Below are 21,363 nucleotides of genomic sequence, written 5' to 3'. Positions count from 1 at the left end.
GCCCTGAGTGATTAGTGGCTGTAAGGGCGTTTCAGATTGCAGTCACGATTGAGTTCGACGCCGAAACCAGGTTTATCAAGTACTGATTTGTGAATACGACCATTCACCGGAACCGGCTCATTGAGCAGAATGGGGTCAAACTGCGGACGCATCGTTGAACAATCCGGACTGGTCATCAGGAATTCGCTAAATGGGGTATTAGTGAAGGTGATTACCGCATGGTGGGAGTAAACAGACGAACCGTGCGGCACCACTAGCTGTCCGCGTGATTTGGCAATTGCGGCAATTTCCACCAGCGTGGTTAAGCCACCACACCAGCCCACATCCGGCTGCATGATGTCGATACCGGTTTCTGAAAGCGTACGAAAAGATTGCAGTGTGCCGTGGTGCTCACCACTGGTGACCATCATTCCCGCTGGCGCGTTGCGTTTTAGTTCGCGATAACCTTCATACTGTTGTGGCGGCAGGCACTCTTCGATCCATTTCAGGTTATAGGGAGCACAAGCGTGGGCTAGTTTGGTGGCATAGTTCACGTCCTGGCTCATCCAGCAGTCGAGCATTAACCAGAAATCTTCACCACATTTCTTACGCATATCCGCGACCATAGCGGCATCTTTGCGGATCCCCGCATCGCCATCATGTGGCCCCCAGTGCGTCGGCATTTTGCCACCGATAAATCCCATCTCTTTTGCCAGATCCGGACGTGCGCCAGTGGCGTAGAACTGGATTTCATCACGGACTGCGCCACCTAACAGTTTGTAAACCGGAAGCCCAACCACTTTGCCGAACAGGTCCCACAGTGCCAGATCGACACAGGAAATCGTGTTCATCACCAGGCCACCAGAACCGGAGTAATACAGAGTGGCATTGAGCATTTGATCGTGAATCAGTTTGATATCACTGACACATTTGCCCTCGATAAAACGGTTAAGGTGTTTTTCGACAATAAAACACCCCATTTCACCGGCAGTTGAAACGGCGAAACCGATCTGGCCGTTTTCTGCTTCAACTTCGACAATCAACGTGCCAAGAACGTTAATGCCAAATGACTGGCGCGACTGTTCATAATCGCGGTATTTACTCATCGGGGTAGCAATATGATCGTCTATCCAGTGATTCGCCCCCTGGTCGTGATAATCACCTCCGCCAGCGCCTTTTTCTGCTGTCGCACCGCCAGTAAACCAGGCGCGAACCTGTTTGATTTTTGGTAGGGTCATGATGTTCTCCATTGTTATGAGGCCTGTAAGTCAAAGGGACTTTTCCATCCCAACAGACGTGAAATATCCCTGGCGCAGGCAATGGCTTTGCCCGCCAGATAGTCACGGTATTCTTCGTTGATTTGTAAGCGAGTACCGACCACCGAGATCGCGGCGGTAAGTTCGTTATTGGCGTTAAACACCGGAGCGGCGACGCAACGAACATCGGCGTAATCTTCGCAGTTGTCATAGCTCCAGCCCTGACGGCGAATACGCGCCAGTTCCTCGTGGAGCAGTTGTGGATGAGTCATTGTGGTAGGTGTCGCCTTTTCCCAGACCAGTCCTTCGATAATGCTTTGCTGGACAGCGGCTGGTTGCCAGGCAAGAAGGCATTTCCCGATGCCGGAACGATAAAGCGAAAGGCTTTTCCCTTCATGGGAACGCACACTGATGGTGGCTGAAGACTCCACTTTCAGAATGTAATAAGCACTACCGTTATCGATGATCCCAAGGTGGCATAACAGCCCAGTGGTATCCATCAGTTGCGTCAGGCGTGGTCGCGCCAGCTCCCTGAGATCCATCTTGCTTAACGCATGAGCGGAAAGCTCCACCAGCTTGGTCCACAAACAAAAATTTTCCTGGTGATCAAGGCTAAGAAAACGCTGGCGTTTAAGTTCGTTAAGCAACAGATAGGCCGTACTTTTCGGGATCCCCAATGTGTCAATGATCGTTGCAGCACTACAAGGTCCAATGCGGGCAATCAGATTGAGAATATCAATAGCCCGTGTCAGGGCGGGTACTTTGCTTGATTCCAACATACTGGACTCCAGTCTTAGATACTGGAATCAGTCTCGTCGCTCAGGGTGAGTAAAATTGTGAAGCGCATCAAATCCCGTTTCTCGTCCAGCGGACTGGAGAAATTACGCACAAATTTGTGAATCAGCGCACGGATTTTTTCTTATTGAGTACAACAGGTTGGACAAATTTGCGGGAGGGGAATGTGCCGGTGCAGTAAACCGGCACAGAATGACTGATCAGACGGATAAGGTCATGGACTCAACAACCTCAATCCAGCCGTGCTCGCTGGCAATGTCCTGACTGTTCAGCCAACGGCGCAGCATATTCAACGCCATCATTGCACACACTTCCTGACAAATAGCCAGACTGTAGCGCGTAGTGCTGAAATGTACGCGCAGAGCATAAGTGCCGTCCGGCGTGGCTAGCGCAAAGTTGAGATATTCGTTCTCGAACCCCGAAACAGCCAGTGCCAGCCCGGCAAAATGGTTGGCCCGCCGCTCTGTGATCCAGTGCGCGGTTTGTGCCAGAGTCTCTTCCTGTGAAGGAACCACTTCACACGCCAGCAATGGCGCACCTGCGCGAGAAAGTTGCAAAGCCAATAAACCACCGGTGAATTGCTCGCTCAACGTCAGGCTGAACTGGCGGTTTTGCAATTCGCGACTGATCTGCGCGGGCAGTCCTTCGGTGCCTTCGAAAATCACGCTCTGTCCGGCAACACGTTTAACGTCCAGCCACAGTTTTTCCATCGCCTGTTGCTCGCTTGCCGGTCCGGTCAGCTTCAGTTCAATTATCGGCATCGAGGAGCGATAGCCCATTGTTACGCCCGGCGGCAGTTGTAGAGTGTCCAGGCTTTGTGCCAGATCGCTTTCCGAACGACCAAAGGTAGTCAAACGCAGACAAACCGGCGGCTGCGGTAAAGAAAAACGCTCGCGCAGGCGCGGCAGGATTTCGTGCTCGACCATCACCTTAAATTCTGACGGTACGCCGGGAGTAAAGAACATCAGGCAACGATTAAGCTGCACGGCAAAACCACAGGCGGTGCCTACCGGGTTATTGATAAATTCAGCACTGGCAGGCAGCTCCGCTTGTTTACGGTTGCTCGGTGCCATTACTCGTCCACGTTCGTGGAAATAGCGTTCCATCTCTTTGAGCCAGGCCTCATGCAGCACCAGGCCTTCACCTTTTGCTGTTGCAGCGGCGAGTGCGCTTAAATCATCACTGGTCGGTCCCAGCCCGCCGTTAACGATCAGCACATCGGCGTGCTGACTGCGCTCACGAAGAATGGTGACTAAATCTTCAAGGTTATCGCCTACCGTATTACGGCGAGATAGCGGCAAGCCCTGATGAAAGAAAAAGTCGGCCAGCCAGGCTGCATTCGTGTCAACGATTTGCCCGTGTAACACCTCATCCCCGGTGGATAGCATTTCCACTTTTAACATGGTTATCTCCTGCTTTTGTTATCGAATCACTATAACGCAAAGGGAGATAAGGCGTAGTAAGAAACTGAATGGCGCGACAGAACGCCGCGCCGGAAGGTATCAGAAGCTGGCGTTAACCCCGACATAAGGGCCGTCGGCCACGGCATTATCGCGATTGCCGTCTTTCCCCGACAGGTTCAGATAACGGTAGCCTGCCTCAATACTGACTGGACGCATAATGGTATAACGCGCGCCAGCATTCGCTTCTTCATAACTTTGAATACCGCTGGAGAGCGAATCCGGAGAGTAATAATACTCGCCAAACAGACGGAAGCTGTCGCCAATTTGCCACTGCAAACCACCACCGACTGCTGCCGCGTAACCTTCATCGCCGTAATTCGGGTTGGTATAAACACCTTTCCCACCTACAGTTGCCATTAACGGCCCCAGAGGAAGATTCAGGCCCAACCCCACGCCCGCGACATCACCGTCGTCGTCGTTATGTGTCCAGTTACCGCTTAACGCCAGTCCCGTAGACTCGGTCCCGAAACCGACGCCAATATTGGTGTATTCCTTACCTGCCTGGCCGCTGATGCTTATCGCATTTGCCGATGCAGAAACCAACAGCATTCCAGCCAGAACTGGTAGCGCAAATTTTTTCATTTTTACCTTTTTCCGCAAGAAGATAATCAACATTCCCCAAAGCTGCGGGATTGTACTGCCTGACGCAGAGGATTCAATGCGTGAAAAAAGCGATCTGCTAACTTATTGTAACTAAATACGTCTTTAATAATTTAACGCCGAAAAAATAAACATGATTTACGTTATAAACCAAAATAATAATCAGCGCAGTTATCATCGCAAAAGAGACTAATGTCACTTTCGCATATTTCTGAGTTGCCGTATTCTCTTGGTTTATTTTCGATTATAAGGAACATCCCTGTGCGACAACGGACTATTGTTTGCCCTTTGATTCAAAATGATGGTGCTTATCTGCTATGCAAAATGGCTGACGATCGCGGCGTTTTCCCGGGTCAATGGGCGCTTTCGGGTGGTGGCGTGGAACCTGGCGAACGTATTGAAGAAGCATTACGCCGTGAAATCAGAGAAGAGTTAGGCGAGCAACTGATTCTTACTGACATCACGCCGTGGACTTTCAGCGATGACATTCGCACTAAGACGTATGCAGATGGTCGTAAGGAAGAGATTTATATGATTTACCTGATCTTTGACTGCGTTTCTGCCAACCGTGAAGTGAAAATAAACGAAGAGTTTCAGGAATACGCGTGGGTAAAACCAGAAGATCTGGCGCAATACGATTTAAATGTCGCTACCCAGAAAACATTACGTTTGAAGGGTCTTCTGTGATAGTGATGACAGCCATTACTGGCTGTCAGATTCAAAGATCAGTGATTGACAAATTCCCCATCCAGTAAAACTTTACCGTTTTCCACATGCATCACCAGTCCATCCAGATAATCTGGTTTAAATGTCACGTTACGTTTATCTTTCGCGATATACGTCAGACAGTGGTTGTGGGTGAAGATAACAATATTTTTATCAGGCGCTTTACTTTGTAAGTCTTTAATTGCGCTATAAATCTCATTACCACATTGTAACAGTCGTTTATCTACCGTCAGTTTTTTGCCCGCAGAAAACCAGGTTGCCGACTGAATAGTCCGAACGGTATTACTGGAATAAAGATCGAAATCAGGGATATCTGCGCTGAAGGCTTTGCCCAGTTCACGCGCATCCTGAGAGCCATTTACCGTAATACCTGTTTTGTCTGACAAGCATTGATTGGAAGAACGATCGCAGCGCTCTCCATGGCGAAACAGAACCACCACCGGGTGTTGTTGCGACAATCTGGCCAACGTTTTGTTGTCGATTCGTGGTAACCCATTGCTACTCCAGGCAGCATGACTACCCAACCCGGCAATTACAGCAAGCACCAGTAAAATGAAGATATATTTTTTAGACTTCATCGAAGTCCGACAAAAAGCTAACACCTAAGCTCCACCTATAGACACGCGTAGCCAGCTAAATGACCGTGAAAACAAATAATATTTTCACCGGCAAATAGGGGCTGGGGATAGTATTAAAACATTACGATGCACGCAAAATGCCTTAAATCTTGTCAAATGAAAAGCCCGAATAAGCTAAAAAAACGAAAAAAAATAATATGTAAGTACTATATTAGTTCCTTAAGGTTAAATTAATATTCTACCCTTAGAATTTCACTCCAAATGGCAAAATACATATAACGCTCCCTATAACAAATATTAGTGAATAGATGGGAAAAGTATTCAATGGCCGAAGGAATAATAATGTCAGATTTTTTGCCCTTTTCACGTCCGGCAATGGGTGTGGAAGAACTCACTGCGGTTAAAGATGTTCTCGAATCTGGATGGATCACCACAGGTCCGAAGAATCAGGCGCTTGAACAAGCCTTTTGCCAGTTGACGGGAAACCAACATGCCATCGCGATCAGTTCAGCCACAGCCGGAATGCATATCACGCTGATGGCGCTGGAGATAGGTGCTGGCGATGAAGTGATCACGCCTTCTCTGACCTGGGTATCAACTCTTAATATGATTTCTTTGTTGGGCGCTACGCCGGTAATGGTAGATGTCGATCGCGATATGCTGATGGTCACGCCTGAAGCGATCGAAGCAGCCATTACGCCGCGTACCAAAGCCATCATTCCAGTGCATTATGCCGGTGCGCCAGCAGATATTGACGCCATTCGCGCCATTGGCGAACGTTACGGTATCGCGGTTATTGAAGATGCCGCCCATGCCGTCGGTACGTATTACAAAGGCCGACATATTGGTGCGAAAGGTACTGCTATTTTTTCGTTTCACGCCATCAAAAATATTACCTGTGCAGAAGGCGGCCTGATTGTTACTGATGATGAAAACCTCGCCCGCCAGCTACGTATGCTGAAATTTCATGGTCTGGGCGTCGATGCATATGACAGACAAACCTGGGGCCGCGCGCCACAGGCAGAAGTATTAACGCCGGGCTACAAGTACAATCTGACCGATATTAACGCCGCGATTGCCCTGACACAGTTAGCCAAATTAGAGCATCTCAACACCCGTCGTCGCGAAATTGCCCTGCAATATCAGCAAGCACTGGCAGCTCTCCCGTTCCAGCCTTTAAGCCTTCCCGCATGGCCGCACATTCACGCCTGGCATCTGTTTATTATTCGTGTCGATGAACAACGTTGTGGTATCAGTCGCGATGCGTTGATGGAAGCGTTAAAAGAAAGAGGCATTGGCACCGGGTTACATTTCCGCGCTGCTCACACGCAAAAATATTATCGCGAGCGTTTTCCCACGCTGTCGTTACCGAATACCGAATGGAACAGCGAACGCATCTGTTCGTTGCCGCTTTTTCCAGATATGACCACCGCCGATGCCGACCGCGTCATCGCTGCCCTTCAGCAACTCGCAGGACAATAAGCCATGTTTGAAATCCACCCTGTTAAGAAAGTCTCGGTGGTTATTCCCGTCTATAACGAGCAGGAAAGCTTACCGGAATTAATCAGGCGCACCACCGCAGCCTGTGAATCGCTGGGGAAAGAGTATGAGATCCTGCTGATTGATGACGGCAGTAGCGATAATTCCGCACAAATGCTCGTCGATGCCTCACAAGCAGAGGGCAGCCACATCGTGTCTATTTTACTTAATCGTAATTACGGACAGCATTCGGCGATCATGGCAGGTTTCAGCCACGTTACCGGCGACTTAATTATTACCCTCGATGCAGATCTCCAGAATCCGCCAGAGGAGATCCCCCGTCTGGTAGAAAAAGCCGATGAAGGTTACGACGTGGTGGGTACTGTACGCCAGAATCGCCAGGATACTTGGTTTCGTAAAACCGCTTCGAAGATGATTAACCGACTTATTCAGCGCACCACCGGCAAAGCGATGGGCGACTATGGCTGTATGTTACGCGCCTATCGCCGTCATATTATCGATGCCATGTTGCACTGCCATGAACGCAGCACCTTTATCCCGATTCTGGCGAATATCTTCGCTCGCCGCGCCATTGAAATTCCGGTGCATCATGCCGAGCGTGAGTATGGCGAATCTAAATACAGCTTTATGCGCCTGATTAATTTGATGTACGACCTGGTGACCTGCCTTACGACCACACCGCTACGTATGCTGAGTCTTCTCGGCAGCGTGATTGCGATTGGGGGTTTCAGCATTGCGGTACTGCTGGTGATTTTACGCCTGACCTTCGGACCACAATGGGCCGCGGAAGGCGTCTTTATGCTATTTGCCGTGCTGTTTACTTTTATTGGCGCTCAGTTTATCGGCATGGGATTGCTCGGTGAATATATTGGCAGGATCTACACCGATGTCCGCGCCCGCCCCCGCTATTTTGTTCAGCAAGTTATCCGTCCATCCAGCAAGGAAAATGAATAATGAAAACCGTCGTTTTTGCCTACCACGATATGGGATGCCTCGGTATTGAAGCCCTGCTGGCTGCCGGTTACGAAATTAGCGCCATTTTTACCCATACTGATAATCCTGGCGAAAAAGCCTTTTATGGTTCGGTGGCCCGCCTGGCGGCGGAAAAAGGCATTCCGGTTTACGCGCCGGATAACATTAATCATCCGCTGTGGGTGGAACGCATTGCCCAACTGTCACCAGAGGTAATTTTCTCTTTTTATTATCGCCATCTCATTAGCGATGAGATTTTACAGCTCGCTCCCGCAGGTGCATTTAATCTGCATGGTTCGCTGTTACCAAAATATCGTGGTCGCGCGCCGCTGAACTGGGTGCTGGTGAACGGTGAAACGGAAACGGGCGTTACATTGCACCGAATGGTTAAACGTGCCGATGCCGGGGCCATTGTTGCCCAACTGCGCGTTGCCATTGCGCCAGATGATATCGCCATTACGCTGCATCATAAATTGTGCCATGCCGCGCGTCAGTTGCTGGAACAGACGTTACCCGCCATTAAACACGGTAAGATTCTGGAAATAGCCCAACGCGAGAACGAAGCCACCTGTTTTGGTCGCAGAACGCCGGATGACAGCTTCCTCGAGTGGCACAAACCGGCAGCCGTATTGCATAACATGGTCCGCGCCGTCGCCGATCCGTGGCCGGGTGCCTTCAGCTATGTTGGTAATCAAAAATTTACCGTCTGGTCGTCACGCGTACATCCTCATACGTCCGCAGCGCAGCCGGGAAGCGTGATTTCTGTTGCGCCGTTGCTGATTGCCTGTGACGATGGCGCGCTGGAAATCGTCACCGGACAAGCGGGCGACGGCATTACTATGCAGGGCTCACAATTAGCCCAGACGCTGGGGCTGGTGCAAGGTTCACGCTTGAATAGCCAGCCTGCCTGCGCCGCCCGACGCCGTACCCGGGTGTTAATCCTCGGGGTAAATGGTTTTATCGGTAACCATTTGACAGAACGCCTGCTGCGCGAAGATCACTATGAAGTTTACGGTCTGGATATTGGCAGCGACGCGATAAGCCGTTTTCTGAATCATCCGCATTTTCATTTTGTTGAAGGCGATATCAGCATTCATTCCGAATGGATTGAGTATCACGTCAAAAAATGTGATGTCGTGTTGCCGCTGGTGGCGATAGCCACGCCGATTGAATATACCCGCAACCCGCTGCGCGTATTTGAACTCGATTTTGAAGAGAATCTGCGCATTATCCGTTATTGCGTGAAGTACCGTAAGCGAATCATCTTCCCGTCGACTTCAGAAGTTTATGGGATGTGTAGCGATAAATACTTCGATGAAGACCATTCTAATTTGATCGTCGGCCCGGTGAATAAACCACGCTGGATTTATTCAGTATCAAAACAATTACTTGATCGGGTGATCTGGGCGTATGGCGAAAAAGAGGGGTTGCAGTTCACCCTCTTCCGCCCGTTTAATTGGATGGGACCACGACTGGATAATCTTAATGCAGCGCGAATTGGTAGCTCACGCGCTATTACGCAACTCATTCTCAATCTGGTGGAAGGTTCACCGATTAAGCTGATTGATGGCGGAAAACAAAAACGCTGCTTTACTGATATTCGCGATGGAATCGAAGCGTTATACCGCATTATCGAAAATGCGGGAAATCGCTGCGACGGCGAAATTATCAACATTGGCAATCCTGATAACGAAGCGAGTATTGAAGAGCTCGGCGAGATGCTGCTGGCGAGCTTCGAAAAACATCCGCTGCGCCATCACTTCCCACCGTTTGCGGGCTTTCGCGTGGTAGAAAGTAGCAGCTACTACGGCAAAGGATATCAGGACGTAGAACATCGTAAACCGAGCATCCGCAATGCCCGCCGTTGCCTCGGCTGGGAACCGAAAATTGATATGCAGGAAACCATCGATGAGACGCTGGATTTCTTCCTGCGCACTGTCGATCTTACGGATAAGTCATCATGACCAAAGTAGGTTTACGTATTGATGTCGATACTTTTCGTGGCACCCGCGAAGGGGTGCCACGTCTGCTGGAAACCTTAAGTAAGTATAATATTCAGGCCAGCATTTTTTTCAGCGTCGGCCCGGACAATATGGGCCGCCATCTCTGGCGACTGGTGAAGCCACAGTTTTTGTGGAAGATGCTGCGCTCAAACGCGGCATCGCTTTATGGCTGGGATATTTTACTGGCAGGTACGGCATGGCCAGGAAAAGAGATTGGTCATGCCAATGCCGATATCATTCGTGAAGCGGCTAAATACCACGAAGTCGGCCTGCACGCCTGGGATCACCACGCCTGGCAAGCCCATAGCGGCAACTGGGATCGGCAAACGATGGTCGACGATATTGCACGCGGCCTTCGCACCCTGGAAGAGATTATCGGCCAACCGATAACCTGCTCCGCTGCCGCTGGCTGGCGTGCCGACCAACAGGTGATCGAAGCAAAAGAAGCGTTCCATTTGCGCTACAACAGCGATTGTCGTGGGGCCATGCCGTTTCGTCCCTTGCTCGAATCAGGAGAACCTGGCACTGCACAAATTCCAGTGACATTACCTACCTGGGATGAAGTGATTGGCCGGGATGTGAAAGCGCAAGATTTTAACGGCTGGCTACTCAACCGCATCCTGCGAGATAAAGGGACGCCGGTTTATACCATCCATGCTGAAGTTGAAGGTTGTGCTTATCATCCTGATTTTGTTGATCTCCTGAAGCGTGCCGCCCGTGAAGGCATTACGTTTTGTCCATTAGGCGAGCTGCTGCCGGAGACGTTGCCGCTCGGACATGTGGTGCGTGGAAGAATCGCTGGACGTGAAGGCTGGCTGGGTTGCCAACAAGTTGCGGGAACTCGTCCATGAAATCCATTCGCTATTACGCAGTATTCTTTGCGTTTATTACCGTCTATTATCTCTTGCCGATTAATTATCGCCTGCTCTGGCAACCTGATGAAACGCGTTATGCGGAAATCAGTCGGGAAATGCTGGCTTCCGGCGACTGGATTGTGCCCCATCTGTTAGGGCTACGTTATTTCGAAAAACCCATTGCCGGATACTGGATTAACAGCATTGGGCAATGGTTATTTGGCGCGAATAACTTTGGTGTTCGGGCAGGCGTTATCTTTGCGACCCTGTTAACCGCCGCGCTGGTGACCTGGTTTACTCTGCGCTTATGGCGCGATAAACGTCTGGCATTACTCGCCGCTGTGATTTATCTCTCGCTGCTTATTGTCTACGCCATCGGCACTTACGCCGTGCTCGATCCGTTTATTGCATTCTGGCTGGTGGCGGGAATGTGTAGCTTCTGGTTGGCAATGGATGCGCAAACGTGGAAAGGCAAAAGCGCGGGATTTTTACTGCTGGGAATCACCTGCGGTATGGGGGTAATGATCAAAGGTTTTCTCGCCCTCGCCGTGCCGGTATTAAGCGTGCTGCCATGGGTGGCGACGCAAAAACGCTGGAAAGATTTCTTTATTTACGGCTGGCTGGCAATCATCAGTTGTGTACTGACGGTTCTCCCCTGGGGGTTAGCAATAGCGCAACGGGAGCCTGACTTCTGGCATTATTTTTTCTGGGTTGAGCATATTCAACGCTTTGCGATGGATGATGCCCAACATAAAGCCCCGTTCTGGTACTACTTGCCTGTCATCATTGCCGGTAGCCTGCCATGGCTGGGATTACTCCCCGGCGCACTGTGTGCTGGCTGGAAAAACCGCAATCATTCCGCAACCGTCTATTTGTTGAGCTGGACGGTGATGCCACTGCTGTTTTTCTCCATCGCCAAAGGTAAATTACCCACCTATATTCTCTCCTGCTTTGCACCTTTAGCGATGTTGATGGAGTATTACGCGTTGCAGGCAGCAAAAAATAATCCTCTGGCGTTGCGAATTAATGGCTGGATTAACATCGCATTTGGCGTTACTGGCATTATTGCCACGTTTGTTGTCTCTCCCTGGGGACCAATGAGTACGCCAGTCTGGCAAACTTTCGAAATCTATAAAGTCTTTTGCGCATGGTCGATTTTTTCGCTATGGGCATTTTTCGGCTGGTACACATTAACGAACATTGAAAAAAACTGGCCTTTTGCGGCACTTTGCCCGTTGGGGCTGGCATTGCTCGTGGGAATTGCGATTCCTGACAGAATTATGGAAGGCAAACATCCGCAATTTTTTGTCGAGATGACGCAAGAATCACTTCAGCCGAGCCGCTATATTCTTACTGATAGCGTCGGCGTTGCCGCAGGTCTGGCATGGAGTCTGCAACGCAATGACATCATCATGTATCGTCAGACGGGTGAGTTGAAATATGGCCTTAACTACCCGGATGCGAAAGGCAGGTTTGTCAGCGGTGATGATTTCGCCAACTGGCTTAATAAGCATCGTCAGGAGGGGATTATTACTCTCGTACTTTCGGTTGACCACGATGAAGACATTAACAGTCTCCCCATTCCACCTGCAGACGCCACCGATCATCAGGGACGTCTGGTGCTCTTTCAGTATCGGCCTAAATGATCTGGCTGATATTAGTCTTTGCTAGCCTGCTTAGCGTAGCCGGGCAGCTCTGCCAGAAACAGGCAACTCGCTTTGTGGCGGTAAGTAAACGGCGCAAACATATTGCACTGTGGCTGGCGCTGGCATTGGTGTGTCTGGGGCTGGCAATGCTGCTCTGGCTGCTGGTATTACAGAACGTGCCGGTAGGCATTGCCTATCCAATGTTGAGCCTGAATTTTGTCTGGGTGACGCTGGCAGCAGTAAAACTGTGGCATGAACCCGTGTCTTTTCGTCACTGGTGTGGGGTGGCATTCATTATTGGTGGCATTGTTATTCTCGGGAGCACGGTGTAATGGGCCTGATGTGGGGATTATTCAGCGTCATTATTGCTTCTGCTGCGCAATTAAGCCTCGGTTTTGCAGCAAGTCATCTACCGCCGATGACGCAGTTGTGGGATTTTATCGCTGCGCTTTTGGCTTTTGGCCTGGATGTCCGGATGCTGGTGATCGGGCTACTGGGTTATCTGCTTTCCGTTTTTTGTTGGTACAAAACACTTCATCAACTCACACTCAGCAAAGCCTATACTTTGCTGAGTGTGAGTTATGTACTGGTATGGATTGCATCAATAGTACTTCCCGGCTGGGAAGGGACTTTTTCTGTGAAGGCACTGCTTGGAGTGGCCTGTATTATGGGTGGATTAACGCTGATTTTCCTGCCAGTTCGAAATAAAAATCACTGACGACTTCTGGCCATTTTGCGTACATTCTCCCACTCTTCGCCACTGTAGCTTCGGGCATCAATAACTTTAATTGTGCGTTGTGTATCCCGGTTAATACAGTACATAGCATCCTGTAGCGGTGAGAGTAAATCACCTGGCTGAACAATGACATCATTGCACACTTCGGCAATCATTTTGAGAGCACCACTGGTATCACTAAGGACCAATACATGACGATTTTTCGCCACGCCGCAACACGTCTTTTTTACTAACCACTCCATTGTACCTCCCTGTCAGATAAGAATTTTCACATTAATTTACAGATTAACAGATAAACTCATTATCAATGGCAATGGAATGGTAAAAATGAGAAGTGAAACGGATGGTTAATTATTGCAGGCGTTGCACCCACTCTTTTAGCGCCTGACGTGAAATCTTAATGCCTCCGTTTTTCAATTCAGGCGGCAGCGTTAGCCAACGCACCGGTTGTTGAAAACGGGCCAGCTTATCTTTCACCCATTCGCCAAGATCAACGCTTTGCTGGTCATACTCCACCACCGCTACCGGACGATGACCAAACTCCTTGTCGGCAACGGGAACGATAAACACCTGCAAAACCGCAGGATGTGCGGCAATCACACGTTCGACTTCTTCTGGCTGAATGCCTTCGCCACCACTGAAGAACAGATTGTCTAAACGTCCGACAATGGTCAGCTTGCCATTATGCATCTCACCGCGATCGCGCGTGGCGTACCAGCCTTCGTCATTCACCAGCGGCACCAGTTGCCCGTTACGCCAGTAGCCTTCTGCCATACTGGCAGCCCGCAGCCACACTTCATCGTTAACGATTTTCACTTCCCGACCGGGCAGCGGCGAGCCGACGTCAGCCAGGCCGTCCGCTTCTTTCGCGCAAACCGTGGAAGCGAACTCCGTCAGACCATAGCCACAAAAGCAACGAATCCCCTGTTCGCGCGCCTGTTCCGTCAACTCGACCGGGATCGCCGCGCCGCCGAGTAACACCGCTTTCAGGGAAACGGAACTGCGGTTAACCAGCAAACGCCAGAGCTGTGTTGGCACCAGTGAAGCGTGAGTACAGCCTGCCAGCATTTGCTCCAATGGCTGTTTATCACGTACCGTCATCCGCGCACCAGCGTATAACCAGCGCCACATAATTCCCTGACCAGAGACGTGAAACAACGGCAAAGAGAGCAGCCAGTCATCATGCTCGCCAAACTGAATCAGCGATAACACCCCTTCGGCACTGGCAAGATGGGCCTGATAAGTATGAACTGCGGCTTTCGGCAAGCCAGTGGAGCCAGAGGTTAACGTCATTGAGCACAGACGCGTCGGCTGCCACGCAGCGGCATGTGCGCCTTCAACCAGCTGAATATGCAGCGACGTTAACGCCGGAAACGTGTTTTCCCCTTCCGGCACCAGCGCAAATTGCAGAGTGAGATTTGGCAGCAATTCTTCAAGCAACGGTTGCGGCAGTTGTGGATTCACGGGCAACACCCGCGCTCCGCATTGCAGTAACGCCAGCCAGGCTAGCAGCGTTTGCGGCGTATTCCACGCCCGCAACATTACGCCGCTGCCCGCAACCACCCCCTGCGCAGCAAAACCGGAGGCTAATTCATCGACGCGAGCACAAAGCTCGCACCAGTTGAGTGGCTCGTCATTAAGACGTAAGGCAATGGCTTCTCCCCGCACCTGCCGCCAGTGACGCCACGGCCAGTCAGAGAAGATCATAACAGCCGCTCCAGTGCATCAACTTCCACTAATGGCAGCGGGCTACCCGGCCAGCGACGAACCTGCTGCGCCTGCATCAGATCCAGCGTATCCAGCCCCGGAATGGTGTCTGGCGTTAACCAGGCAGCAATCCGCGCCAGTTGCGTTAAGCCTAAGCTCGACTCGATGGAAGAACTGATCACTGCCGTCAGCCCCAGCGCGTGCGCCGCCTGCACCTGCTCGCGGACTTTCTCCAGGCTGCCCGTGAGCGTGGGTTTGATCACCACCGCACGCACGCCCTCTTCCGCCACAAAGGCAAAATCCGGCTCGCGCACGCTTTCATCCCAGGCAATGGCAATGCCGGTTTCACGGGCAAACGCACGCGAATCATCGCGGGTTTTGCACGGCTCTTCGAGAAACGCGATGCGGTGGCGATAATCCGGGTTAACGTATTTGGCAAACTGCTGGCCTTTCAGCGGCGTCCAGGCGCGGTTTGCGTCAAGACGCAAATGCAGATCCGGAACTGCCTCCAGCAAAAGATTGACCACCATGCCGTCGCGCACGGCTTCGTACAATCCCACTTTGACCTTCGCCACTTTCTCGCCAGGCATATCGGCAAGTTTGAGGATCAGATCGTCCGGATCGCCATTACACAACGGTGCAGCACGGTAATTTGCTGCCTGCGGGAGCGTATCTGCCAGTTCAGCCAGCGCGCAGCTCACGCCAAAGGCGACGGAAGGCATCTGCGGTAGCTCGCAATCACCTGCCAGCCAGTCATTTACCCAGGCAAGCAGCACACTTTGCGCCTCTTCCCAGGTTTCCTGACTGAAGCCCGGCAGTGGGGAGATCTCCCCCCACCCTTCGCGCTCGCCCTCACGCAGGCAAACGTATAGCCCGTCGCGGGTTTTTAACCGCCTGTCGCGCAGAACCACCCCCGCGTCCATGGGGATCTGCCAGCGGTATACCTGCGCGCTACGCATTACGGATTCCGTTTAAATTTGCTGAAATCAGGCTGACGTTTCTGGTTGAAAGCGTTGCGACCTTCCTGACCTTCTTCCGTCATGTAGAACAGCATGGTGGCGTTACCCGCCAGTTCCTGCAGACCTGCCTGACCGTCACAGTCGGCGTTCAGTGCAGCTTTCAGGCAACGCAGCGCCATCGGGCTGTTTTGCAGCATTTCGCGGCACCAGCGGACGGTCTCTTTTTCCAGATCGGCCAGCGGCACCACGGTGTTCACGAGGCCCATATCCAGCGCCTGTTTTGCATCGTACTGACGGCACAGGAACCAGATTTCACGCGCTTTTTTCTGCCCGACGATGCGAGCCATATAGGAAGCTCCCCAGCCGCCGTCGAAGGAACCGACTTTCGGGCCAGTCTGACCGAAGATGGCATTATCTGCCGCGATAGTCAGGTCGCACATCATGTGCAGAACATGACCGCCGCCGATGGAGTAGCCAGCCACCATCGCGACAACCGGTTTCGGACAGGTACGGATCTGACGCTGGAAGTCCAGCACGTTGAGGTGATGTACGCCGGAATCATCTTTATAGCCGCCGTAGTCGCCACGTACTTTCTGGTCACCGCCGGAGCAGAACGCTTTATCGCCCGCGCCAGTCAGAATGATCACGCCGATGTTGTCGTCATAACGGGCATCCGCCAGCGCCTGGATCATCTCTTTTACCGTCAGAGGACGGAAGGCATTGCGCACCTGCGGACGATTAATGGTGATTTTTGCGATACCGTCGGTGGATTTTTCATAACGAATGTCCTCGAAACCTTCGGAGCAGTCGTGCCATTCAACCGGTGCGTAAAGCATTGCTTCATCAGGATAAATCATATTGTGTCCTTTAGTCAGAAACGCAAGATCTGCGCCAGACTTGCGATTACGCCAGCGGGATTTTCCCGATGCGCGTTATGTCCGGCGCGAGGAATGACATGGCATTCGGCAGCCAGTTCCGCCGCCAGGGCGCGGAATTTGCTGTCACGTTCACCACATAAATAATAAAACGCAAATGTGCGGGCGCTAAGGTTAGCACGTAAATCGGGCTGGACGGCGAGAGAAGTCGCTTCCAGCATGGCGGCAAGGGTTGCGCCATTATTGTTGCTGCGCAGCGCAACCAGTTCCTGGCGTTGTTCGTCATTGAGCGAGGCAAAAACAGGCTGTTGATACCAGTCGGCAAAGACCGCAGTTAACGGTTCTGTGCGCAAACGCTGCGCCCATTGGCGATCGGAAAGCTGACGTTCCGTGCGTTGTTCAGCACTTTGCAGCCCAGGATGCCCACCTTCGACAATCACACCACAAAGCCCCGGCATCCCCTGACAAGCCGCCATCATCGCCACCCGTCCGCCGAGCGAGTACCCCACCAGCCAGAAGTTAAGGATGTTGTAACTAACAAGGGTTTTACGCAGTACGTCGGTGACATCATCAAATCCATCGACGCTAATTGCCGCGGAATCGCCGTGACCGGGGAGATCAACATACAACCGCGAGTAGTCGGTAAACGCCTCGCCCACTTTTTGCCATTCATGGCAATCGCCGGAAAAACCGTGCAAAAACACCAGCCAGGGTAAACCTGGTTTGCCGTGTTTTGCCTGCGCTTGCAGGATCATAAATGGCTTACCTGCGCCAGCAGTTGCTGGAGGGTTTGCGCGCCGTCGGTGTCGTTAACCACCATTTCAATTACCGTGGTGGTCGGAGTGCGCCAGGCGTCGGCAAGCGCCGTTTCAAGTTCCTGCCAGCTTTGCGGACGATGATATTTCAGCTCAAACATCGCGGCAGCGTGCTCAAAATGGACGTTTTGCGGCATCAGATAGAAACGCTCGCGCTCGCTTTTCGGCGTCGGCAGCAGCGAGAAAATTTGTCCGCCGTTGTTGTTCACCACAATTAATACCAGCGGCGCGGAAACCTGACGCAATAGCGCCAGCGCGTTGAGATCGTAAAGAGCAGAGAGATCGCCCACAATCGCCAGCGTCGGTTTACCACTCGCCCGCTGAACGCCTGCGGCGGTAGAGAGCAGCCCATCAATTCCGCTGGCCCCACGGTTGCTATATACCGGATAACCTGCCGGAAGTTGCGAGAGAGCATCGATCAAACGTACCACCAGGCTGTTACCGACAAACAGTTGCCCCTGTTCAGGCAAATAGTCGCTGATGCGATGCGCCAGTTGCGCTTCGCCAAACACATCGCGACGGGCAACAACTGCCTGCATCGCCTGTTCAGCCAGACCCGGGATCTCCACGCACCAGGGCTGACGTTTTTCAGCCGGATGCAACTCCAGCCAGTCGGCAATATTGGCGACCAGGCGACGTCCACGGTGGTGTGCCGGGTCAAGCTGCCCTTCGATGTTATCAACAATCCAGTACTCTTCTGGCTCACAGCTCGCCTGCCATTGCAGTAACCGTTTACCAGTCAGGCTGCTACCCAGTTGCACGACAATCTGCGCCTGCTGTAACTCACTCACCGCTTTGGCATTGCCTAACCAGAGATCGGCACACGGCAGCGGCTGCCCGGTTTGCGACAGCACGTCGCCAATCAGCGGCCAGCCAAGAGTTTGCGCCCACAGTGCAACTTTTTTGCCCTCTTCCGCACTCATGCGCCCGGCAACCACCACGCCGCGCTTTTGCCGCCAGAAGAACCAGTCGCGCTGTTTTTCGCTCTCAAGACGAGGCGCTTCACGCAGCCACGGTTTGTCGCCCTGCCACCAGTCGCCAAGACGTTGTTGCCAGCTAAGTCCGGTATCGTCCATCTCGCCATAAAGCGGTTCGGCAAACGGGCAGTTGATATGGACTCCACCCGCATGCAGCGTGCCTAAAGCGTGGTCGATAGTAGAAACCAGCCAACGGGCGGGAATATCCTGAGTCGGGCGCGGTAGTGAAATGCTATGCGTAGGATGAGAGGCGAACATACCCGGCTGACGAATTGCCTGATTCGCGCCGCAGTCAATTAGCTCCGGCGGGCGATCGGCGGTTAACAGGATCAGTTTTTCTCCGGTTAACCCAGCTTCAATCAGTGCCGGATAGAGATTCGCTACCGCCGTGCCGGAAGTCACTATCACCGCCACTGGCTGTTTGCTGACCTTTGCCAGTCCCAGCGCCAGATGCCCCAGCCCACGCTCATCAAAATGAGTGTGATGAATGAATGCGGAATTTTCCGCCGCCGCCAGAGTTAATGGCGTAGAACGAGAGCCAGGGGCGATGCAGACGTGTCTGACGCCGTGACGTGTTAATGCTTCCAGAATGACCGCCGCCCAGCGTCGGTTAAATGCGCTTACTGACATGAGTTTGTCCGGTATCAATATTGCGGCTAAGTATAAGGAGCTACAAAAAGAGATTATTGATATGAATCGGTAATGATGCGACTCATTACTATTCCAATTGTAATAAAGTGCGCAGTCCTGCCGCTTTGTTGTCGATTTCCTGCCACTCCAGTTCGGGGTCTGAGCCTCGGACAATACCCGCTCCGGCATACAATCGCACGACATTGCCACTGATTTTCGCCGAGCGCAGGGAAACGCAGAATTCGCTTTGTTGTGATGAGAGATAGCCCGCAGAACCCGCATACCATTCACGGGTAAACGGTTCGTGCCGGGCGATGAACTGCCGTGCCAAATCGCGCGGTAAACCTGCCACCGCTGCCGTTGGCTGCAACTGATGCAGACAAACCACATCATCTGCCGTATTAAGCGAGGTCCAGATACAGCGACGCAGATGCTGCACTTTACGCAGACGAAGCACCTGCGGCGGTAAAACATCCAGCGCCTGGGTGTCGCTCTGTAATCGCTGGCAGATATCTTCCACCACCAGCATATTCTCGCGCTGGTTTTTATCATCCGCCATCAGCCACTCGCCCAGTTGCTGCGCCTGTTTATCATCAGGATGATTCGCCACCGTTCCCGCCAGTGCTTCAGTACGCAACGCTTTGTCACGCCGCCGCCAAAGCCGCTCAGGAGATGAACCCAGGAACGCGCTTTCGCCATCAAAAGCCATGTAGAAATGGTAGCAGTTCAGGTTCAACCGACGACTGGCAGCCATCATTGCCGCCGCGTTAACTGAATCGGAGAAATGCAGATCGGTCGCCCGCGCCAACACCACTTTATCCAGTTCACCTTCAGCAATGGTGTCAGTCGCCAGTTTAATTAACCCCGTCCAGGCTGGTTTGTCCGGCCAGTGATTTTCTTGGATGATGGTTAAATGCAGAGCTGGCAACGGTTTAATGTTTGCCAGAGCAGCAATGTATTCCTTTGCCTGATATGCGTCATGCTGAAGGGAGTTTTCGCTGAAAAGGGTCAGTCGAAGGGTCGCTTTGCCTGCACAGCGTCGCCATTCCAACCGCGGGAGGAGTAAATTGCCCTGGGAAGGGTCAAACGCATTCAGCCCCCAGATACGTAAGTCGGTGTGATCCGGGTATTGTCGGAGAAAACGCTGCGCCTGCGCCAGCGACGAAAAGCTGGCTATTGTACCCAGCACGGCAGCCTCTTCATCACTATTGCGTTGTTGCCAGTAAAATTGCGGATACATTTTCTGGCTGGCCAGCCAGCTTAAGGCATCAAAGGCGTCATTTAATGGGAAAGGAACATCAAAAACCCGAATGCCGGGCGTCGCTGGAAACTCTTGCGACAGATGGCGCAATAGATTTTCCAGCGCCGTAGTGAGTGATTGCACGCGGACCTCTCCCTGTTAAAAGCCTCACATTATACGGGGTACTGCAAAAAAAATGCAGTACCCCAGTGTAGGGAGGTTTTAACGGCGTGCCAGCAACAGTCCTAATACCAAACCAACCGCAGCGCCAACGCCAATCCCCTGCCACGGTTTTTCATGAACGTAGTCATCGGCACGATAAACCGCTTGCTTCGCCCGATAGTAATAGCTGTCTGAAGCCTGACTGACTCTTTTTTTCACATCATCCAGCGCCTTCTCTGCTCGCGCCTTCAGCTCAACATATTTCTGATCGGCGGGATCGCCAGAGGAGCGCAGCACTTCTTCCAGTGTTTCACTCAGCAACGTCAGGTCGTCATCGATGCGTGTATCACCAAATTGATTAGACATTCTCGTTCTCCATTTGCTTAAAACCTGCCACTAACTATAGACAACGGTTATCAATTACGCCTGAATGACTTCGCGCGCCATCCCAATGTGGGGAATACCATCTTCCTCGTAAATGTCGGTCACAGGGATAAAGCCAAAACTGCGGTAAAAGTTTTGTAAGTGCGCCTGCGCTCCCAGATAAATCGCCTTGTCCGGCCAGTGGCGCGTACATGATTCCAGCGCCTTACTCATCAGTTGCTGCCCCACTTTTTCGCCGCGCAACGCTTCGCTGACAATCACCCGACCAATCACCACCGGTTCAAGATCATCATCACTTTTCAGAATCCTCGCATACGCGACCAGTTTCCCGTTTTGCCAGCCGAGAATATGACGATTTTCACCTACCAGATCGTCACCATCGACATCCTGATAAGGACAGTTTTGTTCGACAACGAATACCGCACAACGCAGTTGTAATAAGGCATAAAGCTGAGAAACCGATAATTCAGAGTGATGAAGATCCTGCCAGTCGATCATGATGCGCT

Annotated in this window: 22 protein-coding genes; 8 read left to right on the top strand and 14 right to left on the bottom strand. The window is 51.9% G+C overall.

All coding sequences use genetic code 11. The features are described from left to right. Nucleotides 1-11: 11 nt before the first annotated feature. From rhmD to D9736_RS01075, 4 genes are all read right to left on the bottom strand, one after another. Nucleotides 12-1,217 (bottom strand): L-rhamnonate dehydratase, encoded by a 1,206-nt coding sequence (rhmD, locus tag D9736_RS01090; RefSeq protein ID WP_130257482.1) that lies wholly within the window; start codon nucleotides 1,215-1,217, stop codon nucleotides 12-14. 14 nt (nucleotides 1,218-1,231) lie between these two features. Further along, nucleotides 1,232-2,014, bottom strand: a complete 783-nt coding sequence (locus D9736_RS01085; RefSeq protein WP_130257481.1) for an IclR family transcriptional regulator — start codon at nucleotides 2,012-2,014, stop codon at nucleotides 1,232-1,234. A 216-nt stretch (nucleotides 2,015-2,230) separates the two neighbouring features. Then, the gene (locus D9736_RS01080; RefSeq protein ID WP_130257480.1) at nucleotides 2,231-3,433 is read right to left on the bottom strand and encodes a nicotinamide mononucleotide deamidase-related protein YfaY; all 1,203 of its coding nucleotides are present in this window, start codon (nucleotides 3,431-3,433) and stop codon (nucleotides 2,231-2,233) included. A gap of 99 nt (nucleotides 3,434-3,532) precedes the next feature. Further along, a complete protein-coding gene (locus D9736_RS01075) occupies nucleotides 3,533-4,075 on the bottom strand; it encodes a YfaZ family outer membrane protein (protein WP_130207171.1) in 543 nt (180 codons plus the stop codon). Nucleotides 4,076-4,354: 279 nt separating this feature from the next. Here D9736_RS01075 and nudI point away from each other — a divergent pair, with 279 nt between their 5' ends. Beyond that, on the top strand, nucleotides 4,355-4,780 hold the full coding sequence (nudI, locus tag D9736_RS01070) for a nucleoside triphosphatase NudI (protein ID WP_130221921.1): 426 nt from the start codon (nucleotides 4,355-4,357) through the stop codon (nucleotides 4,778-4,780). Between the two features lie 38 nt (nucleotides 4,781-4,818). Here the strand turns inward: nudI and ais are convergent, their stop codons facing one another. Next, entirely contained in the window at nucleotides 4,819-5,421 is a 603-nt protein-coding gene (gene ais, locus D9736_RS01065) for a lipopolysaccharide core heptose(II)-phosphate phosphatase Ais (protein WP_130257479.1), read from the bottom strand. A gap of 318 nt (nucleotides 5,422-5,739) precedes the next feature. Here ais and arnB point away from each other — a divergent pair, with 318 nt between their 5' ends. From arnB to arnF, 7 genes are read left to right on the top strand one after another with little or no spacing between them, the layout of a single operon-like run. Continuing rightward, nucleotides 5,740-6,879 carry a UDP-4-amino-4-deoxy-L-arabinose aminotransferase gene (arnB, locus tag D9736_RS01060; protein WP_130257478.1) on the top strand — a complete coding sequence of 380 codons (1,140 nt, stop codon included), beginning with the start codon at nucleotides 5,740-5,742 and terminating at the stop codon, nucleotides 6,877-6,879. 3 nt (nucleotides 6,880-6,882) lie between these two features. Next, a complete protein-coding gene (gene arnC, locus D9736_RS01055; protein ID WP_130257477.1) occupies nucleotides 6,883-7,851 on the top strand; it encodes an undecaprenyl-phosphate 4-deoxy-4-formamido-L-arabinose transferase in 969 nt (322 codons plus the stop codon). After that, nucleotides 7,851-9,833, top strand: coding sequence for a bifunctional UDP-4-amino-4-deoxy-L-arabinose formyltransferase/UDP-glucuronic acid oxidase ArnA (gene arnA / locus D9736_RS01050; RefSeq protein WP_130257476.1), 1,983 nt, complete (start codon nucleotides 7,851-7,853; stop codon nucleotides 9,831-9,833). Before arnC ends, arnA begins: the two co-directional genes overlap by 1 nt. After that, entirely contained in the window at nucleotides 9,830-10,723 is an 894-nt protein-coding gene (gene arnD / locus D9736_RS01045; protein ID WP_130257475.1) for a 4-deoxy-4-formamido-L-arabinose-phosphoundecaprenol deformylase, read from the top strand. Before arnA ends, arnD begins: the two co-directional genes overlap by 4 nt. After that, nucleotides 10,720-12,372, top strand: coding sequence for a lipid IV(A) 4-amino-4-deoxy-L-arabinosyltransferase (gene arnT, locus D9736_RS01040; RefSeq protein WP_130257474.1), 1,653 nt, complete (start codon nucleotides 10,720-10,722; stop codon nucleotides 12,370-12,372). The genes arnD and arnT overlap by 4 nt, the downstream gene beginning before the upstream one ends. Next, entirely contained in the window at nucleotides 12,369-12,704 is a 336-nt protein-coding gene (gene arnE, locus D9736_RS01035; RefSeq protein ID WP_130257473.1) for a 4-amino-4-deoxy-L-arabinose-phosphoundecaprenol flippase subunit ArnE, read from the top strand. The genes arnT and arnE overlap by 4 nt, the downstream gene beginning before the upstream one ends. Beyond that, entirely contained in the window at nucleotides 12,704-13,090 is a 387-nt protein-coding gene (gene arnF, locus D9736_RS01030) for a 4-amino-4-deoxy-L-arabinose-phosphoundecaprenol flippase subunit ArnF (protein WP_130221927.1), read from the top strand. Before arnE ends, arnF begins: the two co-directional genes overlap by 1 nt. On the opposite strand, the gene pmrD is transcribed toward arnF, so the two are convergent. The 9 genes from pmrD to D9736_RS00985 all read right to left on the bottom strand — a co-directional run bounded on the left by pmrD (nucleotide 13,084) and on the right by D9736_RS00985 (nucleotide 21,355). Continuing rightward, complete coding sequence (gene pmrD / locus D9736_RS01025) at nucleotides 13,084-13,350, bottom strand: signal transduction protein PmrD (RefSeq protein WP_130221928.1); 267 nt, start codon at nucleotides 13,348-13,350, stop codon at nucleotides 13,084-13,086. The two genes, arnF and pmrD, sit on opposite strands and share 7 nt — an antisense overlap. 109 nt (nucleotides 13,351-13,459) lie before the next feature. Continuing rightward, the gene (menE, locus tag D9736_RS01020; protein WP_130257472.1) at nucleotides 13,460-14,815 is read right to left on the bottom strand and encodes an o-succinylbenzoate--CoA ligase; all 1,356 of its coding nucleotides are present in this window, start codon (nucleotides 14,813-14,815) and stop codon (nucleotides 13,460-13,462) included. Then, complete coding sequence (gene menC / locus D9736_RS01015; RefSeq protein ID WP_130257471.1) at nucleotides 14,812-15,774, bottom strand: o-succinylbenzoate synthase; 963 nt, start codon at nucleotides 15,772-15,774, stop codon at nucleotides 14,812-14,814. Before menC ends, menE begins: the two co-directional genes overlap by 4 nt. Beyond that, nucleotides 15,774-16,631 (bottom strand): 1,4-dihydroxy-2-naphthoyl-CoA synthase, encoded by an 858-nt coding sequence (gene menB, locus D9736_RS01010; protein ID WP_000639996.1) that lies wholly within the window; start codon nucleotides 16,629-16,631, stop codon nucleotides 15,774-15,776. Before menB ends, menC begins: the two co-directional genes overlap by 1 nt. Before the next feature lie 14 nt (nucleotides 16,632-16,645). Then, on the bottom strand, nucleotides 16,646-17,404 hold the full coding sequence (gene menH / locus D9736_RS01005) for a 2-succinyl-6-hydroxy-2,4-cyclohexadiene-1-carboxylate synthase (RefSeq protein ID WP_130257470.1): 759 nt from the start codon (nucleotides 17,402-17,404) through the stop codon (nucleotides 16,646-16,648). Then, nucleotides 17,401-19,071: a 2-succinyl-5-enolpyruvyl-6-hydroxy-3-cyclohexene-1-carboxylic-acid synthase gene (menD, locus tag D9736_RS01000; RefSeq protein WP_130216990.1), complete on the bottom strand. Its 1,671-nt coding sequence runs from the start codon at nucleotides 19,069-19,071 to the stop codon at nucleotides 17,401-17,403. Before menD ends, menH begins: the two co-directional genes overlap by 4 nt. An 88-nt stretch (nucleotides 19,072-19,159) precedes the next feature. Further along, nucleotides 19,160-20,455 (bottom strand): isochorismate synthase MenF, encoded by a 1,296-nt coding sequence (gene menF, locus D9736_RS00995; RefSeq protein ID WP_130257469.1) that lies wholly within the window; start codon nucleotides 20,453-20,455, stop codon nucleotides 19,160-19,162. Nucleotides 20,456-20,533: 78 nt separating this feature from the next. Continuing rightward, a complete protein-coding gene (elaB, locus tag D9736_RS00990; RefSeq protein WP_000070621.1) occupies nucleotides 20,534-20,839 on the bottom strand; it encodes a stress response protein ElaB in 306 nt (101 codons plus the stop codon). A gap of 54 nt (nucleotides 20,840-20,893) precedes the next feature. Further along, entirely contained in the window at nucleotides 20,894-21,355 is a 462-nt protein-coding gene (locus D9736_RS00985) for a GNAT family N-acetyltransferase (RefSeq protein ID WP_130257468.1), read from the bottom strand. Nucleotides 21,356-21,363 lie beyond the last annotated feature (8 nt).

The organism is Escherichia sp. E10V10, from assembly GCF_004211985.1.
Lineage (GTDB): Bacteria > Pseudomonadota > Gammaproteobacteria > Enterobacterales > Enterobacteriaceae > Escherichia.
Note: the sequence above shows the minus strand (reverse complement) of the source record. Positions and strands in the feature narration are given on the sequence as shown.

Excerpts from the sequence above, each read along its gene's own strand:
- rhmD (WP_130257482.1), bottom strand. The coding sequence starts at position 1,217 with ATGACCCTACCAAAAATCAAACAGGTTCGCGCCTGGTTTACTGGCGGT.
- D9736_RS01085 (WP_130257481.1), bottom strand. The coding sequence starts at position 2,014 with ATGTTGGAATCAAGCAAAGTACCCGCCCTGACACGGGCTATTGATATT.
- D9736_RS01080 (WP_130257480.1), bottom strand. The coding sequence starts at position 3,433 with ATGTTAAAAGTGGAAATGCTATCCACCGGGGATGAGGTGTTACACGGG.
- D9736_RS01075 (WP_130207171.1), bottom strand. The coding sequence starts at position 4,075 with ATGAAAAAATTTGCGCTACCAGTTCTGGCTGGAATGCTGTTGGTTTCT.
- arnB (WP_130257478.1), top strand. The coding sequence starts at position 5,740 with ATGTCAGATTTTTTGCCCTTTTCACGTCCGGCAATGGGTGTGGAAGAA.
- arnC (WP_130257477.1), top strand. The coding sequence starts at position 6,883 with ATGTTTGAAATCCACCCTGTTAAGAAAGTCTCGGTGGTTATTCCCGTC.
- arnA (WP_130257476.1), top strand. The coding sequence starts at position 7,851 with ATGAAAACCGTCGTTTTTGCCTACCACGATATGGGATGCCTCGGTATT.
- arnD (WP_130257475.1), top strand. The coding sequence starts at position 9,830 with ATGACCAAAGTAGGTTTACGTATTGATGTCGATACTTTTCGTGGCACC.
- arnT (WP_130257474.1), top strand. The coding sequence starts at position 10,720 with ATGAAATCCATTCGCTATTACGCAGTATTCTTTGCGTTTATTACCGTC.
- arnE (WP_130257473.1), top strand. The coding sequence starts at position 12,369 with ATGATCTGGCTGATATTAGTCTTTGCTAGCCTGCTTAGCGTAGCCGGG.
- arnF (WP_130221927.1), top strand. The coding sequence starts at position 12,704 with ATGGGCCTGATGTGGGGATTATTCAGCGTCATTATTGCTTCTGCTGCG.
- pmrD (WP_130221928.1), bottom strand. The coding sequence starts at position 13,350 with ATGGAGTGGTTAGTAAAAAAGACGTGTTGCGGCGTGGCGAAAAATCGT.
- menE (WP_130257472.1), bottom strand. The coding sequence starts at position 14,815 with ATGATCTTCTCTGACTGGCCGTGGCGTCACTGGCGGCAGGTGCGGGGA.
- menC (WP_130257471.1), bottom strand. The coding sequence starts at position 15,774 with ATGCGTAGCGCGCAGGTATACCGCTGGCAGATCCCCATGGACGCGGGG.
- menB (WP_000639996.1), bottom strand. The coding sequence starts at position 16,631 with ATGATTTATCCTGATGAAGCAATGCTTTACGCACCGGTTGAATGGCAC.
- menH (WP_130257470.1), bottom strand. The coding sequence starts at position 17,404 with ATGATCCTGCAAGCGCAGGCAAAACACGGCAAACCAGGTTTACCCTGG.
- menD (WP_130216990.1), bottom strand. The coding sequence starts at position 19,071 with ATGTCAGTAAGCGCATTTAACCGACGCTGGGCGGCGGTCATTCTGGAA.
- elaB (WP_000070621.1), bottom strand. The coding sequence starts at position 20,839 with ATGTCTAATCAATTTGGTGATACACGCATCGATGACGACCTGACGTTG.
- D9736_RS00985 (WP_130257468.1), bottom strand. The coding sequence starts at position 21,355 with ATGATCGACTGGCAGGATCTTCATCACTCTGAATTATCGGTTTCTCAG.